At 39.2% G+C, this 16,863-nt stretch carries 12 protein-coding genes and 1 pseudogene; 5 read left to right on the top strand and 8 right to left on the bottom strand.

Annotated elements, in window-relative coordinates:
• Positions 1 to 90: 90 nt before the first annotated feature.
• Positions 91 to 417 (top strand): annotated as a pseudogene (locus H5120_RS20300) (sensor histidine kinase); the annotation flags it as partial.
• Here H5120_RS20300 and H5120_RS02095 read toward each other — a convergent pair.
• The 5 genes from H5120_RS02095 to nirB all read right to left on the bottom strand — a co-directional run bounded on the left by H5120_RS02095 (position 354) and on the right by nirB (position 6,447).
• Complete coding sequence (locus H5120_RS02095) at positions 354 to 848, bottom strand: hypothetical protein (RefSeq protein WP_259397811.1); 495 nt, start codon at positions 846 to 848, stop codon at positions 354 to 356. The pseudogene H5120_RS20300 and the gene H5120_RS02095 sit on opposite strands and share 64 nt — an antisense overlap.
• A gap of 275 nt (positions 849 to 1,123) precedes the next feature.
• Positions 1,124 to 2,386, bottom strand: a complete 1,263-nt coding sequence (locus H5120_RS02090; protein WP_182673435.1) for a nitrate- and nitrite sensing domain-containing protein — start codon at positions 2,384 to 2,386, stop codon at positions 1,124 to 1,126.
• Between the two features lie 274 nt (positions 2,387 to 2,660).
• Positions 2,661 to 3,524 carry a uroporphyrinogen-III C-methyltransferase gene (gene cobA / locus H5120_RS02085; protein ID WP_182673434.1) on the bottom strand — a complete coding sequence of 288 codons (864 nt, stop codon included), beginning with the start codon at positions 3,522 to 3,524 and terminating at the stop codon, positions 2,661 to 2,663.
• Positions 3,525 to 3,533: 9 nt separating this feature from the next.
• Positions 3,534 to 3,887, bottom strand: a complete 354-nt coding sequence (gene nirD / locus H5120_RS02080; protein WP_002959861.1) for a nitrite reductase small subunit NirD — start codon at positions 3,885 to 3,887, stop codon at positions 3,534 to 3,536.
• Positions 3,874 to 6,447 carry a nitrite reductase large subunit NirB gene (gene nirB, locus H5120_RS02075; RefSeq protein ID WP_182673433.1) on the bottom strand — a complete coding sequence of 858 codons (2,574 nt, stop codon included), beginning with the start codon at positions 6,445 to 6,447 and terminating at the stop codon, positions 3,874 to 3,876. The genes nirD and nirB overlap by 14 nt, the downstream gene beginning before the upstream one ends.
• Positions 6,448 to 6,841: 394 nt before the next feature.
• On the opposite strand from nirB, the gene H5120_RS02070 reads away from it, so the two are divergent.
• Positions 6,842 to 7,075 carry a hypothetical protein gene (locus H5120_RS02070; protein ID WP_182673548.1) on the top strand — a complete coding sequence of 78 codons (234 nt, stop codon included), beginning with the start codon at positions 6,842 to 6,844 and terminating at the stop codon, positions 7,073 to 7,075.
• 44 nt (positions 7,076 to 7,119) lie between these two features.
• Here H5120_RS02070 and H5120_RS02065 read toward each other — a convergent pair whose 3' ends face one another.
• From H5120_RS02065 to H5120_RS02055, 3 genes are all read right to left on the bottom strand, one after another.
• Positions 7,120 to 7,971 (bottom strand): universal stress protein, encoded by an 852-nt coding sequence (locus H5120_RS02065; RefSeq protein ID WP_182673432.1) that lies wholly within the window; start codon positions 7,969 to 7,971, stop codon positions 7,120 to 7,122.
• Positions 7,972 to 7,981: 10 nt separating this feature from the next.
• Complete coding sequence (locus H5120_RS02060) at positions 7,982 to 9,472, bottom strand: SulP family inorganic anion transporter (protein WP_182673431.1); 1,491 nt, start codon at positions 9,470 to 9,472, stop codon at positions 7,982 to 7,984.
• A 271-nt stretch (positions 9,473 to 9,743) separates the two neighbouring features.
• Positions 9,744 to 10,472, bottom strand: coding sequence for an NrtR DNA-binding winged helix domain-containing protein (locus H5120_RS02055; RefSeq protein WP_182672192.1), 729 nt, complete (start codon positions 10,470 to 10,472; stop codon positions 9,744 to 9,746).
• 364 nt (positions 10,473 to 10,836) lie between these two features.
• Between H5120_RS02055 and H5120_RS02050 the strand changes: the two genes are divergently transcribed.
• The 3 genes from H5120_RS02050 to H5120_RS02040 all read left to right on the top strand — a co-directional run bounded on the left by H5120_RS02050 (position 10,837) and on the right by H5120_RS02040 (position 16,739).
• On the top strand, positions 10,837 to 12,192 hold the full coding sequence (locus tag H5120_RS02050; protein WP_182672191.1) for an MFS transporter: 1,356 nt from the start codon (positions 10,837 to 10,839) through the stop codon (positions 12,190 to 12,192).
• 62 nt (positions 12,193 to 12,254) lie between these two features.
• On the top strand, positions 12,255 to 13,322 hold the full coding sequence (locus tag H5120_RS02045) for a glycoside hydrolase family 43 protein (protein WP_182673430.1): 1,068 nt from the start codon (positions 12,255 to 12,257) through the stop codon (positions 13,320 to 13,322).
• 387 nt (positions 13,323 to 13,709) lie between these two features.
• The gene (locus H5120_RS02040) at positions 13,710 to 16,739 is read left to right on the top strand and encodes a TonB-dependent receptor (RefSeq protein WP_182673429.1); all 3,030 of its coding nucleotides are present in this window, start codon (positions 13,710 to 13,712) and stop codon (positions 16,737 to 16,739) included.
• The last annotated feature ends 124 nt before the right edge of the window (positions 16,740 to 16,863 follow it).

Genomic DNA, 16,863 nt, shown 5'->3' with positions numbered 1-16,863 from the left:
AAAACCTGCTATACCTAATGTGATAAATACTATAATTATTATAGTGTTATTAAAAAACTGTTGGGTTAGTAGCTAAAATAGGTGTCGTATATGAATATCTCCAGAAAACTGATGCTTATTGTGATTTTAACAGTTGCAGAGGTAAGTATTACTGTTTACTCAGCTTTTGAAATAGCTAAAGGGGCCAAGTTTCACCAACTTAATTTTCTTCACTTAAAATATACTCATCAACTTACTAAGTCAGTTAAAAAAATAGAAAATGATCTCCCCATAGATATAAATACCATTGAGTCAGATATATTGTTAATTAGGCAGCAACCAATTGACTGTATTGAAGAAATAAATCCATTAAATTATGCTGTTATGAAATTTATTAACACAGAGAAAACTTTAACAATTTGTGAAAAAGATATAGAAAATGAATTTTTACGTTGGACTAACTGATTTACAAAGTTTTTTTGTAAACTATTTAAAATTGATTTTTCTTTTTCTGTAAGTAGTGAATCACTTGCTCGCTCGAATATCAACCATCCAAACTTAAGACCTGAGGGCAAAATAATAAGCGATATAACTCTAAATATTTTAGGATCATGCTCAATAATCGATTCATTAAAAATATCATCAGATAGTTGCTCTTTAGCTACTGCTATTTCTGAACCTGATTTATATAGCTCGACAGCACGTTGAGGCAGATTAGCAACAATAGAAAATGAGCTCGTATCAAAAATGTTTAAAATTAGCTCAGCAATGTTTTCTATGTTTGTTTGAATGTCATTATCAAGAGAAGTTGTTAATTGCTGCTCATCTATAAATGATACACCTTCTATATAACTCTCTACATTGGGCATTCAAACTCCTACAACAGTATTAAATATGCCTCATTAAAATGAGATGCAACAAATGATTAACTTATTGTAGTTGATTATTTTGAATGCGTTGAATAATTTGCATTATAAATAGACTTCAAATTAGGGTTTTACCTTATTATAGTCAGAAGGTTATGAATCAATTTTAAAATAAGGCAAAACTCAATCTGGGTGTGAAATTTGTAACTTAATAAATAACTATTATTTAGGGTAGTGGTATTACTAAAGATCTACATGCCCAAGTAAAAACAGCATATTTAATCGCTCATTTGTACAATTGTTTGCGCTACGCTAAATAAGGTTTTATGCGTATCCATTGCTTGTTTTTGTAGCTGTTTATGGGCTTGCTCTTCGGTGAGCTTTAACTGCTCAATAAGTATGTACTTGGCTTGGTGAATGACCTTTTGCTCACTAATAACTTTTTTAGCGTCAAGTAACGCTTGGTTTATTTGTTTTATATGCTGGCTTTGCTCGATAATTAAATCATACATAGTTTTATTACTGTTGAGCTTATCGGCCGCTATATTTTGGTTTACTTCTGGCTCTGGTTGCTTAATGGCTAATTGGCCAAAAGTAGGGGCTATGTGTTGCTCTGCCATATTGTTAAGTACTTGCTTATTTGTATTTAAACTACGTTGAGCACAGGCTATTTGCATTGCTGCGGTATCAATTAATTGATCTGCTATATTTTGCTCAATCTTGTGCATTATATCTATGCGCGTAGTGGTTACTTCGTACCATACTTCGCTTAGTTGCGAGAGCGGTTGAGCATTCTCGTCATCGAGTTTTTGCAGTAAACTTCTAAGTTGGTCTACCTGATTATTCACCTGATGTGTTGTTAACGTGGCAAAGCATTTTAAAAGGTGCGCATCGGCGTACTCATTAAAAAAGTCAAAACTGTGGTTTTGCTCTTGTTCAAAATGCGCGAGTTGTTGTTTTTGCTCAGTGGTAAATTTACTCGCTGCAAATGCTTGTGCACCACAGGCGCGCTCTTGTCCTGCATACTCTTTACCTTGCATAAAGTTAAAAAAGGCAACTAATAAACGCGTTATTTTAGGATCGCTTGCGCCATCTGCTGCCTCTAAAATAATATTGAGTAAACTAGCAATTAACTGCGTGAACGACTGCGTAGCATGCACTGCACTAATGTTTTGTCGTGCTATTTGATTGCGTAATTCGGGCAATGCGTCAAGTGTTTGCAGGCTATAGGTAATTAAATTAAATAACCGAGTATGACCAGTATCGGCGTTGTCGTTTATAAATGTTTGTTTAAGAGAATCATAAAATGCAGTTTGTGCGCTGCTGCTTAAAGGGATTTGTTCTTGTAATTGGGTTTTAAATCGCTCGCGATTTGAGGCCAAAAATATATTACTCATTGCACGTTCTTTTTGTAACTGATGTACAAAATCGCCTAATTTAGTAAGCGAGGCACAACTGTTTTGTAATTGCTTTAGCGCGTGTATTTCTTGATACTTAGCCGCTAATAAAAACTGTTTTGTGAGAGGATTGCTTGTCGCCATTGGTATTATTCCACACTTTTTTGTTTTTAAAGTGCAACCACTGTTCCAATCATTAATAAATTTCATCATTGAATTTAAAATCAAGCTAATACAATTGCTTAAAGTATTATTTTTATTTGTCACTGTGTTTCTATAATTTAACTTGCCATTACTTTTAACTTATTTGGTGCATTTAAGTATGTTATTGCACACAACTTGAACCCAAATTAAAAACAAAAAAAGCGCCTACTCCTGGGGAGGTAGTAAGCGCGAAAAGTGCATTATTCATTTTACGTCATGCGTTAACATTTACACTGTTTAGTAACTCAGGACTAATAGCCATTTTATGATTTATTACTTCGCCAATCATAATTAGGGTAGGGCCTTGAAGGTTGTGTTTAGCATGCTCATTTACAATCAGTTCAAGCGTACTAGTAATTACCTTTTGCTTAGTGGTAGTGGCATTCTCTATTAGTGCAATGGGTGTATTACTTGGCCAGCCCACTGATTGCAAACCGCAGCTTAGCGTTTGTAAGCGCGAAAGCCCCATATAAACCACTAAAGTGGGGTTGTTGTTTGCAGGCATAAACGCGTAATTTTGCCAATGAGGTTGCTTATTAGGATCGGCAAACTGCGCCGTTAAAAATGTAACACTGCGTGCTACGTCCCTTGCAGTGAGGGGAATACCCGTATAAGCGGACGTAGCACAAGCCGTTGTCACACCCGGAACAATAGCATAATTAATATTATGCTCACTAAGCGCATCGGCTTCTTCGTTAATACGTGCAAATATACTCGGATCACCGCCTTTTAAACGCACTACGTTTAAGCCTTGTTGCGCGTATTTAACCAGTAGTTCGCAAATGTTAGCTTGGGTCATTGAGTGCTTACCCGCACGTTTACCTACAAATACTCGCTGTGCTTTTTTAGGAAGCGTTTTTAATAAATCATCGCTTACTAACCAATCGTATAAAACAACATCGGCGGTATTAATTAAACGCTGCGCTTTTACCGTAATTAGCTCTGCGTCTCCTGGGCCCGCACCAATTATATAAACGTTGCCGCTTTTGACGCTGCGACTATTTGAGCTTGTTAGCTTAGTAACAAGCTTATTTAGCCACACGTTTTCAATACCCGAAAAATAAGACAGTACACTCATAATATTCCCCTAAGCCACAGCTGTTGTAACTTTTGGTTCAGAGCTTATAAATACACTGCCGTCTTCAATTTTTGCATTAAAAACCGGTAAGTGTATTGCTTCTGCTTCTAAACATTCGCCTGTTTCTAGGCAAAAGTGTTGCTTATATAAAGGCGATGCGACAACTAATTTATTGTCGATTGAGCCAATAATGCCACGCGATAATACATTGGCTTTGCCAATCGGGTCGTAGTTGCTAATGGCAAACACAGCCGTTGGGTTTTGCGGAATGTAAAAAATAGCTACTTGCTGATTATTAACTAATGCGCATACGCCGCTATTAGCCACTAGGTTGTCGATTGTTCCAATATTATGCCAAGACATCAGCTTGCTCCTCTTCAACTTCCATTACTGGAATACGGTTTTGTGTATTACGTTGCTCACGTTTTTCGGCTTCTGTAGCAGGGCGAATTTGGTTACGCTCTTGCACAAATAAAATGTTCTCATCGGTTTCGGGGCTATTAACAAACTGGCGGAATCGTTTGGCAGCATCTGGGCTTTCAATCGCTTTTTTCCACTCACACGCATAGGTTTGTGTAATTAACTCCATTTGCGCTTCTAGTTCGTCGCAAATGCCTAAGCTGTCGTCAATTACTACACTTTTAAGGTAGTCTAAACCGCCTTCAAGATTTTCCATCCATACCGACGTACGCTGTAATTTGTCAGCCGTTTTAATGTAAAACATAATCACGCGGTCAATGTATTTAATCAGTGTTGGCGTGTCTAAATCGGTTGCAAATAAATCAGCGTGTCGAGGGCGCATACCGCCATTACCACACACATATAAGTTCCAGCCGTTTTCAGTGGCTATAATGCCAATATCTTTACTTTGTGCTTCGGCGCATTCGCGAGTACAACCCGATACTGCCATTTTAAATTTATGCGGCGCACGTAATCCTTTGTAGCGGTTTTCTATTTCTATTGCGTGTCCAACGCTGTCTTGCACACCATAACGACACCATGTACTACCCACACACGATTTAACCGTTCTAAGAGACTTACCATAGGCATGACCGGTCTCAAATCCAGCTTCGATAAGTCGCTCCCAAATAACAGGAAGCTCTTCTAAGCGCGCACCAAATAAATCAATACGTTGACCGCCAGTGACTTTGCAGTACAGGTTAAAGTCTTTGGCTACTTGTCCAATTACAATGAGTTTGTCGGGTGTTATTTCGCCGCCAGCAATACGCGGTACCACAGAGTACGAACCATCTTTTTGCATATTTGCTAGGTACGTATCGTTAGTGTCTTGCAAGCCAACATGAGCGGGCTCTAAAATAAAGTCGTTCCATGTTGATGCTAAAATAGAGCCAATGGCAGGTTTACATATTTCACAGCCATGACCGCTGCCGTGTTTAGTTAGTAAGTCATCAAAGCTTTTAATGCTTTCTACTTTCACCATGTGCAGTAGTTCTTGGCGTGAATACGCAAAGTGCTCACATACATGGTTATTTACTTCAACACCGCGACTTGCTAATTCGTTATCAACAACAGATTTTAATAACGCAGCACAACCGCCACAGCCGCTTGCTGCTTTAGTGCATGATTTTACCGATGCTAAATCGCATGAGCCGCCATCAATCGCGCCTACAATGTCGCCTTTACTCACATTGTGACACGAACAAATAGTGGCGGTGTCGGGTAGGGCACTGCCAGATAACGACGGCGCGCCGCTGCTGTCTGGTAAAATTAAACACTCAGGGTTTTCTGGTAAGTCCATGTCGTTAAGCATGTACTGTAATAAAGTATCGTAATCGCTGGTATCGCCAACAAGTACAGCGCCCAGTAATTTATCGCCTTTTTCACTTAGTATTATTTTTTTATAACAGCCGCGAATAGCGTCTTGATATATAAGCTCTTTACAGTCTGGCGTTTTTGCATGAGCGTCGCCAATTGAGCCTACTTCCACGCCTAATAGCTTAAGTTTGGTGCTCATATCGGCACCTAAAAACTCAAGCTCGCCACCACTTAATTGACTCGCTGCAACGCGCGCCATGTTGTAACCCGGTGCTACTAAACCAAATAGTTTTTTGTCCCACAGGGCACATTCACCAATGGCTAAAATATCAGGATCTGACGTTTGGCATTGGTTATTAATAATAATACCGCCGCGCTCACCGAGTTCTAAATCAGCAATTTTACCTAGCTGATCATACGGGCGAATACCGGCAGAGAACAAAATTAGGTCTGTTTCTAAAAATGACTCATCCGAAAAATTCAATCTAAAGCGACTCGTTTCGCCTTTTACTATTTCACTGGTTGCCTTTGATGTGTGTACCGTTACGCCAAGTTCTTCTATTTTATTTTTTAGAAGCGTACCGCCTTGCCCATCAAGTTGAACAGCCATAAGCTGCGGCGCAAATTCAACTACGTGGGTATCAAGTCCTAGTTGCTTAATCGCATTTGCGGCTTCAAGCCCTAACAAACCACCGCCAATAACAACACCGCTTTTACTTACAGCGGCACTGGCTTTTATTTGTTCTAAATCTTCTAATGTGCGATACACCAAACAATGGGGTTGGTCGTTACCTTTTATAGGCGGCACAAACGGAAATGAACCTGTCGCGAGTACAAGCTTGTCGTACGGGTATTGCTCACCGGTTAATGTGGTCACTATTTTTGCTGTTCTATCAATGCCTTCAACCCACTGGCTGGTATGCACATTAATATTGAGCTGTTTGTAGTTGTCGTGAGTGGTAAGAGCTAAATCGGCAGCCGTTTTGCCATCAAATACACTTGATAAGTATACGCGATCGTATGCAAGATTTGCTTCTCCGCAAAGTACAGTAATGTCTGCGTTGGCATCGCTTTGGCGCATTTGCTCAACAAAGTAGTGTCCGACCATACCATTACCAATAATGAGTATTTTTTGCGAGGTTTGCATAGGGCATTCCTTAAAGTGACGGTTTAAATACAATTAACAAAAAAGCCCGCCACAAATACGCATTATGCATAACTGTGTGCGGGCTTCTTTGCCGATGGTTGCTAATAGCTATTGTGCTCACAACCTAAATTTTTGCCGTAAGTAAAACGGGCTTGTTAATAGAATGTTTGCAAAAATACAGCCAGTTTTTTAAGTTATTGTTTAAATGGTATTTAATGTATTTTTAGAGTGAAGATAAAACCCGTTTTGTTATATTTTGGTGCGCGCCTAGCACTAAGAGGGTGCAAGTATTGTCATTGTTTTGTGCATTATCAGTCAATAAAACACCCATTATCATTCATTGTGTATTGAGTTAAATTTAGCCCATAAAATACGCACACGAATTACGAGCAAAATGATAAACACAAATTCAATAGATGATTCCCCTTTTCACGAAGGCGAGTTGGCAATACAAGACAAACTCGGTAAACGAAAAATAATGGCAACATTTAGTAAACGTGGCGTGCGCTCATTTATGCCAGAGCAGCATAGAAAGTTTGTGGCTCAAAAGGTTACGTCGTTTATTCAGTTTTTATTTGAAAAGTTTGAAGCTAGGCCAAAAACAAAAAGCCTAAAATCAGTTAAGTGATTTTAGGCTTTTGATACTGGTTTAAACCTATTTAAAATAGCTACTTACTTTAAAATAACCACAGGCACATCGCTGTTCTCGAGCATTTTAATGGTGTTACTGCCCACAAAAAACTGCCTTAGTTTAGAGTGCCCAAATGCACCCATTACAATTAGTTCTACATTATTTTGCTCTTTATATTGCATTAACGAGTCAAAAATATTGCCCTCTAAAAAGCTTGCCGACACTTCAAAGTCCATACTGATAAGCTTGTGCTGTGCGTTAACAAATTTTTCTTGAAGGTCTTTTTCGTTATTTTTAATACTCACTAAATGACAATGCAAACCATGTAATAAGCCGCCATCAATCACTTGTTGTAGCGCTTTGTCGGCTGTTTCGCGGCCGTCGTACGCAATCATAAATGATTTAGGTTGTTTAAATGTTTCAGGAATAAGCAAAATAGGTTGTGTTGCATTGCGCACTAAGGTTTCTATATGTGAGCCCAGCACCGCAAAGCTATTACTATGTCCAGCACCATTTTGGCCAATAACAATAAGGCGTGTATCGTCTTTTAAGTCTATAACGGTATCGAGCAAATCACCGTGGCGCTTAATTAGTTCAAAATTAGTAACACCTGCCGATTTAGCATGCTCACTTACTGAATTTAATAATTCGTCAGCCATTTTTAAACTTACTTTGCAGCGTTGTTCGTCAAGCTTAGTCATTTCATCAAGAAGTGTTGACTGTGCACCAAGCCCAATACTACCAGAGTAGTCGCCGATATTAGTTTGCTGCGTTTTTTCAATTGTATGCACAAAGCTAATTGGTTTATTTAGCTTTTTTGAAGCCCAAATAGCAGCGTCGGTTACATTTTTTGTAATGGCTGAGCCATCTACATAGGTAATTATTTTAGTCATTGCATTCTCCTTAATGTCCGCCAAGTAGTTTTTCGACTTCTTCAGGGTTGTTATGCACACCAAATTTATCAATTACAGTTTCGGTTGCGCTATTCATACCAATAATATTAACTGTTGCGCCTTCGCGTCTAAATTTAATAACCACCTTGTCGAGTGACGATACACCGGTTATATCCCAAAAATGTGCATGGGTTAAATCAATGACCACGTTAGAAACCGCATTTTTAAAATCGAACGATGAAATAAATTGCTCAGCTGAGGCAAAAAACACTTGGCCAACGACTTCATAGGTTATTTCATCGTTGCTTTCATCATGGTTAGCTTTAACCACCATAAAGCGACCAATTTTATTAGCAAAAAACAGCGTAGCTAACAACACACCAACTAAAACGCCAATGGCTAGGTTATGCGTGGCAACAACCACAATAACGGTGGAAATCATCACAACATTTGATGAAAGCGGGTTCTTTTTTAAATCCTTAACAGATGTCCACGAAAACGTACCAATCGATACCATAATCATTACCGCAACTAATGCTGCCATAGGAATTAAACGCAGCCATTCATCTAAAAACACCACCATGATGATTAAAAATAAACCTGCAATAAAGGTAGAAAGCCTGCCGCGACCGCCCGATTTAACATTAATAATTGATTGCCCAATCATAGCGCAACCCGCCATACCACCAAATAAGCCTGCGCCAATATTAGCAATACCTTGGCCCTTACATTCTTTATTACGATCGCTCGTTGTATCAGTTAAGTCATCAACAATAGTGGCGGTCATCATTGACTCAAGTAAGCCCACAACAGCAAGACCAATTGAATACGGTAATACAATTTGCAGTGTTTCGAGTGTTAGCGGTACATCGGGCCATAAAAATATAGGTAGAGTGTCTGGCAGTTCGCCCATGTCGCCAACGGTTCTTATATCAAGACCCAAAAATATTGAAATCAGTGTAATAACAACAATACACACTAAAGGAGAGGGAAGTATTTTGCCAATAGTTGGAATATATGGGAATAAGTAAATAATACCTAAGCCCGCTGCGGTCATCGCATAAACATGCCAAGTAACATTAGTCAGCTCAGGTAACTGCGCCATAAATATTAAAATCGCCAGCGCGTTTACAAACCCTGTTACAACAGAGCGCGATACAAAGCGCATTAATTCACCGAGCTTTAAAAAGCCTGCAAATATTTGTAGTACACCAGTGAGTAAGGTAGCAACCAGTAAGTACTCCAGACCATGATCTTTAACCAGCGTTACCATTAACAGTGCCATTGCACCGGTGGCCGCCGATATCATACCTGGACGTCCGCCTACAAAGGCAATAATAACCGCAATACAAAATGAGGCGTATAAACCTACTTTTGGATCAACACCGGCAATAATAGAAAAGGCAATAGCTTCAGGTATTAGGGCAAGCGCCACAACAATACCAGCAAGCACATCACCACGAACATTAGAGAGCCAATCTCTTTTTACGTGATCAAACATGTAATAAACCTAATTAGTTAGTTTCCCAAAGTATAGGGGAGTATTTTATTTAAATAACAGTGATTCTCGCGCAGGCGGCGATTAAGGTTGCACGTAACGTGCTGATGAAAAAGGGGGGGTGGTTGCCTAGGGCGGCGTAAGTTTCAAGAAAAAGCTCCTTTTGATTAGTTTATATTAATAATGCGGACGAATTATAAGCATCACATATATATTAGCAATATGTTATTTGGCCTTAAAGACCAAACAATAATTTAATTATGAATTTGCTTATTTAAAACTCAAATGTAAAACCAAACTCTCTTAATTTTTCATATACGTTTATATCAAAACGGTACAAAGTAGCAGCTCGGTGAGCTACGTTGGTTTGTTTTTCTTTGCAGTTTATTAGTAAGTTCATTTTTTGGAACTTACGTCTAAAGTTAGGCTTATCGAGTGATTTATTTAAAATTGACTCGTAAATTCCTTGTAGCTCAAGTAGGGTAAACTTTTCAGGGAGCAGGCTAAAACCAATCGGCTCGTGCCTTACTTTATAGCGTAAGTAATCTAAGCCACTTTTTAAAATGTCGGCGTGGTCAAATATTAAAGGGGGAACGTTATTTACATCAAACCATTCACATTCTAAAGCATTGTCGCCGCTCACAAGATTGGTCTCTTCAAAGCGTACGAGCGAATAGTAAACAATGGTTATAATACGTCTAGCAGGGTAGCGGTCAACGTTACCAAACGCGCCTAACTGATCTAAATAAAGGTTTTCAACACCGGTCGTACTTTTAACAACACGTAAAGCTGCAAGGTCTAAGTTTTCATCTTTACGAACCCAATGACCAATTAAACCCCATTGGCTTGTTGCAAGGCCTCGATTATATTTAACCAGCAACACCTTTAACTTACCTTCATGAATAGCAAATACAATATTATCTACGGTTAGATTACTAATGCAGTCATCAGGAATCGATTCTTCGTCGATGTTGTTAGAAATGTTTGATGTTTTATAGTGCATAAATTACTCAGCCAAAGCTATACGAAGATATTGTTATAAAGACTATTAAGGGTATATAAAAGGTGGGTAAAGCGCAAATAAAAAGCTTTTATAATCCCTATTTAAAACAATCACATCTATTTAATTAATCACTTTATACACTGTACCTGTTTTTACGCGTTAACGCCGATATTCGGCTTTGGTTTGGTATTGGTTTTTTATTGAACGAATAATATCTTTGTATGTTAGTAAATTTAGCGCTTAATTAGCGCCATGTATTAAATAAATTACTGGCTGATTAAAAATGTAACATAAATGTTTACATGCGCTAAAAATGCATATAGTATTTTTGACTATATCGATTTGCATTGAAAATTGAGCACACATGAACAACACAAAACACACACTCACAATTAAAGAAAAAATAGGGTACGGCCTTGGTGATACAGCCAGTAATATTGTATTTCAAATGGTCGCTAACTTTATGTTGATATTTTATACCGATGTTTACGGTTTATCTGCAGCCGCTGCGGGTACCTTATTATTAGCGGTTCGTTTATTTGATGGTATTACCGACCCTATAATGGGCAGCATTGCCGATAGAACGCGCAGCCGTTGGGGCTCTTACCGCCCATATATATTATTTTTAGCCGTGCCTTACGGTGTGTTTGCTTGCTTAGCATTTATAACCCCAGATTTTGATTCTACGGGCAAGCTTATATATGCCTACTTTACTTACGGGCTATTAATGACGTGTTATACCGCTATTAATATACCTTATGGCGCACTTGGCGCAGTAATGACAAACGACCCTAAAGAGCGTGCATCGCTTCAGTCATACCGATTTGCAATGGCAATGTCAGCTCTGCTTGTAATTGTATGGGCACTGCCAAAGCTGGTTGCTTTTTTTGGCGACGGCGACGATGTAGTAGGTTACCCACTAGCAATGGTGTTTTTAGGCGGACTTGCTGCGGCTTGTTTTTTACTATGTTTTAAAATGACTAAAGAAACCAAACAAGTTAAACCCGCGCAAACTAAAAAGAATGCCTTTCTTGAGTTTTTAAGCTTATTTAAAAACGATCAATGGGTTGTTATAGCCGTTATAAGCCTAGCAACATTAATCTTAATTGGCGTTAGAGCCTCTGTAGCACCGCATTATATTAAGTACTACGTAGGAGAAGCCTCACTTACTTCTAATTTTTTAACACTCTCAGCAATTGGCTCAGTACTAGGCGCTGTGTCTACTAACTTTTTAACCAAATTTATTGAAAAGAAAACACTTTTTATCGCCGCGTTAGTGGTGGTAATTGTTTCTCATAGCATGTTCTACGTACTTGAGAGCGACGCCATAGTTACCATTTTTATCGTCTACTTTATTGCTAACTTTGCCCACATGATAATTACCCCAATTATGTTTTCAATGGTGGCAGATACGGTTGACTACGGCGCATTAAAAATTGGTCGCAGATTAACCGCCGTTACGTTTTCGGGTCATTTATTGGCAATAAAACTAGGCTTTGCAATTGGCGGTGCTATTGCAGGCTGGATATTATCTGGCTATGCATACGTGCCTAATCAAGAACAATCAGAACACACGTTATCAGGCATTTTACTCGCCTTTGCTGGCATTCCAGTAATTTGTACCGTGGCATGTTTAATTTTTATAACACGTTACAAACTTACCGAGCCTGAGGTAAAGCGCATTCAAACGCAGCTGGCTGATAACAAAACCATAAACTAATTTAGCAGTCCATTTTGCACCTTTTAAAAGTGCAAAGTGGGCAGGCAATACTAGGAGTAAAAATGCAAAATACAGCGCAAGCAGCACCCCCATCTAATGGATTAAGTGACGCTGAACTTAAACAGTTAAAAGACTTACAACGAGCCAACTCGTTAATACAAAATCATAATGTGTTAGTTGATCACATGTATACCGCCGATCCGTCTGCGCATGTGTTTAACGGCAAAGTGTATATTTATCCGTCGCACGACATTGAATCAAAAAATGAAATTAATGATAACGGCGACCACTTTGCAATGCGCGACTACCATGTGTTTTCGCTTGACGAAAGCTCAGGCAAAGCCATAGACCATGGCGTAGCACTTTGTGTAGACGACGTAAAATGGGCAAGTAAGCAAATGTGGGCACCCGATGCTGCGCATAAACTTGGTCAGTATTACCTTTATTTTCCGGCGCGAGATCAGCAAGGTATTTTTAGAATTGGCGTTGCAAAAAGTGACAGTCCAACAGGTCCATTTAAAGCCGAAGATGATTACATTCAAGGGACGTTTAGTATTGACCCTGCTGTATTTGAAGATGACGACTCAAGCCATTATTTATATTTTGGTGGCTTGTGGGGCGGCCAATTACAAAATTGGCAAACCAGCGAATTTAATGAACAAAGCACGTATCCAAAAAATGGTGAACCTGCAATTCCTGCGCGCGTTGCAAAATTATCGGAAGATATGATCAGCCTAAGCGAAGACGTAAAAGAGGTTGTTGTACTAGATGAGAGCGGCTCACCAATTACAGTGTGCGATAACAACCGCCGGTTTTTTGAAGGTCCTTGGGTACACAAACATAACGGTATTTATTACTTTTCGTACTCAACGGGCGATACACACAAAATTGTATACGCAACGGGCGATAACCCATACGGACCATTTACCTATCAGGGCGTTATTTTAAACCCAGTACTTGGTTGGACCACACATCACTCAATTGTTAAGCACAATGATGGTTGGTTTTTATTTTATCACGACAGTACGTTGTCGGGCGGACAAACCCATTTACGCAGTATGAAAATGGCTAAGCTTGAGCACGACTCAAACGGAAAAATCCAAACAATAAGCCCATATGAACACGCTTAATATAAATAGTTACAAACAATGCAAATTATCTGCGTAAGCAAAGCTTAAGCTTTTATTTGCACAAAAAAGATATAGTCAATATGACCATTAACTTATTTTGTTAATGGTCTAAATAAGAGGAAGCTGAGGACATATGACAAAATGAAAATATTTTAAAGCAAAAAATTAGCACAAAGAATTAGCATAAACATCCTGTTACTTAATAGTTTTTAGTTGAGTAGCACATGTTTAAAACTGGTTGTGGTCTTTGTAAAACGTTTAAAACATACACACACAATAATTATTTATTGACCGTAAAATGAAACAAATAGTTTACAATTATGTTTCGAGTAATTCTTAAAGTCTTGCAGTACGTCAATAATAATTAAATAAGAAAAAGGCATCATGATGTTTAAGAAAAAGATAATTTCAACAGCCATACTCGCTGCAATGGGTACCGTTACGCTTCCTCACCAAAGCTACGCTGCAGAAACTGTTGCCGATGAAGATGTAGAAATAATACAAGTAACAGGCATTAGAGGTTCATTGCAGCGCTCTATGGATGTTAAACGCGATTCTTCTGGTATTGTCGATGCAATTTCGGCTGAGGATATGGGGAAATTTCCTGATACCAATCTTGCTGAATCACTACAACGTATTACCGGCGTATCAATAGATAGAGCGGGCGGTGAAGGTAGCCGCGTAACAGTACGTGGATTTGGACCTGCTAATAACTTAATTACAATTAATGGCCGCCAACTTCCAAATACAACAGGTGACCGTACATTTGATTTTGCAAATGTCGCATCTGAAAGCGTATCGGGCGTGCAAGTTTATAAAACATCAGACGCAAGTGTCACCTCAGGTGGCATTGGCGCAACTATAAACTTAACAACAAACAGGCCTTTAAATAGCCCAGGTATAAAAGCATCGTTTGGCGTAAAAGCTGTAGACGATCAATCAACCGACGAGGGCAGTATTACACCAGAGGTAAGTGGTTTATATTCGCAAACATTTGGTGACGATAAATTTGGTATATCTATTTCAGGTAGCTACCAAGACCGTGAAAGCGGTATGCAACAGTTTATTCAAGATCAAGGCTACAGAGCATCTGATTACACAAATACAGGGTGGGGCGGTGTACCTGCAGGCGCAGAGGGCGGAGCAAACAGACCTACATCAGGTATTTATTCAAACCCGCAACAACCACGTTATGTGTTTGAAGAACGCCAACGTGAACGTGTAAATGGCCAGCTAGTTTTTCAATATCAACCTGTTGAAAACATTACAGCAACCCTTGACTACACTACGTTTAGAACAACCGTTGAAGAGCAGCACACTGATGCGTCAGTTTGGTTTAACTACGCAGGCGATAGAAGTGAATCTGTTTGGGCGGGCGAGCCTAACGCGTATCCACTTATTTACTCAGAAATTTATGACATTCAAAGTGATGCCGATTACCGCGATACGTCGCTTACGGTGGGTTCTTGGGGTCGCGAAGAAAAAACAGATTCATTAGGCTTTAACCTAGAATGGGCAGTGTCTGATCAGCTTAACCTAGAGTTTGATCACCACAGTTCAAAAGCGTCAATGAAAGCAACTGATCCACGCCACGGTACACGTAACAATATTCAGTTACCGTCGTACACACGTTCGCGCTCAGGGCTTGATTTAACAGGCGACTTACCAGGTATTGCAATTGGTAATATTGAAAACTTTAACCCGAGCACCATGCGTTTATCGGGTAGTTGGTTTGCAAACGATAAATACGATTCAGAAATCGATCAAACGCAAATTTCGGGCGACTACTACATTGACGACAACCTAAGCATTGATTTTGGTATTGCGGTTAATAAAGTAAATAACCATTACCGTCATACGCAAGTACAGCGCCCAGATTGGGGTGGAGTTGGTGTTGAAGGTGACTTTGCTGATATTGATTGGCGCCAAGATACTATTTTAGATAAGTTTCAAGCTAAAGCGGGCAACTTTGAAGGCACTGCAACACAAGGCGAATATGATTTATTTAATACAATCTTTTTTGCCGACTTTGATGCGATTGTAAATGCAGCAGAGTATGCAGATCCTGTTGCTAACGTAGATAACCTTTACGGTGATTGTAAAGCAGCCGACGGCGCAGCGGCAGGACCAAACGGCGAAGGACAATTTTGTGCCTCAACCGACTGGGATGCAGCTACAAACCGCTTTACTGAAGAAAAAACGCAGTCTGCTTTTGCACAAGTAAATTATAAAGGCGAATTGAGTGGCATGTTCTTCGACCTACAAATTGGCTTACGCTACGAAAAAACAGACGTATTTTCTAAAGCAACCGCACCCGGTTACAGCCGCGTAGAGTGGAACGAAGATACAGCTACATCAGTAACCGGTGTTACCGGTATTGAAACGCTAAGCCAATCTGCAGATTACAGCCAGTTCCTGCCAAATATTAACTTTAATATCGAAATTGTTGAAGATGTAATGATTCGCGCAGCAGCGAGCAAAACTATTTCAAGAGCGGGTTATGGTCAACTGCAAGGCGGTACAACTATTAATACCGGCGGTAGCTTAAGTGGTTATTCGGGTGGCTCTGGTAACCCAGGACTTAAACCGCTTGAATCAATTAACTATGACTTATCAAGTGAATGGTATTACGGCGAAGGTAGCTATATTTCGTTTGGTTACTTTAAAAAAGACGTAACAAATTGGATTACTACAGGTACTATCGACTCAAATATATTTAACTTAGCTGATCCATTAAATGGTGAAAAGTTTAGAGCTGCTACAGCGGCACTTGGCGCTAATGCATCTAACGAAGATATCAGAACCTATATATTTGAAAACTTTGCTGATGATCCAAATGTACAACCTAAATTTGATGAAGATGGCGAGTTAGACGGCGGCACAATTGTTGGTGACCCAGACTCAGATGATCCAATTAACTTTAGAATAAACGTGCCTGTAAATGGCGACCAAGAATACACCATTGATGGCTTTGAATTTAATATTCAGCATTTATTTGGTGAGTCAGGCTTTGGTGGTATTTTTAACTACACCATGGTTGACTCGGGTCTTGAATACGACAACGACTCATTAGAGGATACAGAAGCACTTGTAGGGTTAAGTGATACAGCAAACGTGGTGTTCTTTTACGATAAAGAAGGCTTACAAGCACGTATTGCGTATAACTGGCGCGACTCGTTTTTAAATGAACGTCGTGTAAATGGCGATTTAACCGCACCAATTTACACCGATGAGTATTACCAAATAGACTTTAACGTAAGTTATGAAGTACCAGCAGTAGAAGGACTTACTGTATTTATTGAAGGTATAAACATTACTGACGAGTACGTAACATCGTACGGGCGTAAGCAACAGTTGATTTATAACATCACTCAAACTGGCTCTCGTTACGGTTTAGGTGTTCGTTATAATTTTTAATAAATTACTCTTGTAGCAACCTTATAAAAGCCGCATTTTGCGGCTTTTTTATTTGCCTAAATTAGCCTAGCAATAGTAATACTCAGCTGTTATAGTCAATGTGAATTTAACTTATTGGTTACAT

Source organism: Pseudoalteromonas sp. SR43-2, assembly GCF_014163885.1.
Taxonomy (GTDB): domain Bacteria; phylum Pseudomonadota; class Gammaproteobacteria; order Enterobacterales; family Alteromonadaceae; genus Pseudoalteromonas; species Pseudoalteromonas distincta.
This window is presented reverse-complemented; position numbering and strand designations above follow the sequence as displayed.

Bases quoted from the DNA above. Each gene is read 5' to 3' on its own strand.
- H5120_RS02045 (WP_182673430.1), top strand. From the start codon at position 12,255: ATGCAAAATACAGCGCAAGCAGCACCCCCATCTAATGGATTAAGTGAC.
- H5120_RS02060 (WP_182673431.1), bottom strand. From the start codon at position 9,472: ATGTTTGATCACGTAAAAAGAGATTGGCTCTCTAATGTTCGTGGTGAT.
- H5120_RS02070 (WP_182673548.1), top strand. From the start codon at position 6,842: ATGATAAACACAAATTCAATAGATGATTCCCCTTTTCACGAAGGCGAG.
- H5120_RS02055 (WP_182672192.1), bottom strand. From the start codon at position 10,472: ATGCACTATAAAACATCAAACATTTCTAACAACATCGACGAAGAATCG.
- H5120_RS02065 (WP_182673432.1), bottom strand. From the start codon at position 7,971: ATGACTAAAATAATTACCTATGTAGATGGCTCAGCCATTACAAAAAAT.
- H5120_RS02095 (WP_259397811.1), bottom strand. From the start codon at position 848: ATGCCCAATGTAGAGAGTTATATAGAAGGTGTATCATTTATAGATGAG.
- nirB (WP_182673433.1), bottom strand. From the start codon at position 6,447: ATGCAAACCTCGCAAAAAATACTCATTATTGGTAATGGTATGGTCGGA.
- nirD (WP_002959861.1), bottom strand. From the start codon at position 3,887: ATGTCTTGGCATAATATTGGAACAATCGACAACCTAGTGGCTAATAGC.
- H5120_RS02040 (WP_182673429.1), top strand. From the start codon at position 13,710: ATGTTTAAGAAAAAGATAATTTCAACAGCCATACTCGCTGCAATGGGT.
- H5120_RS02090 (WP_182673435.1), bottom strand. From the start codon at position 2,386: ATGGCGACAAGCAATCCTCTCACAAAACAGTTTTTATTAGCGGCTAAG.
- cobA (WP_182673434.1), bottom strand. From the start codon at position 3,524: ATGAGTGTACTGTCTTATTTTTCGGGTATTGAAAACGTGTGGCTAAAT.
- H5120_RS02050 (WP_182672191.1), top strand. From the start codon at position 10,837: ATGAACAACACAAAACACACACTCACAATTAAAGAAAAAATAGGGTAC.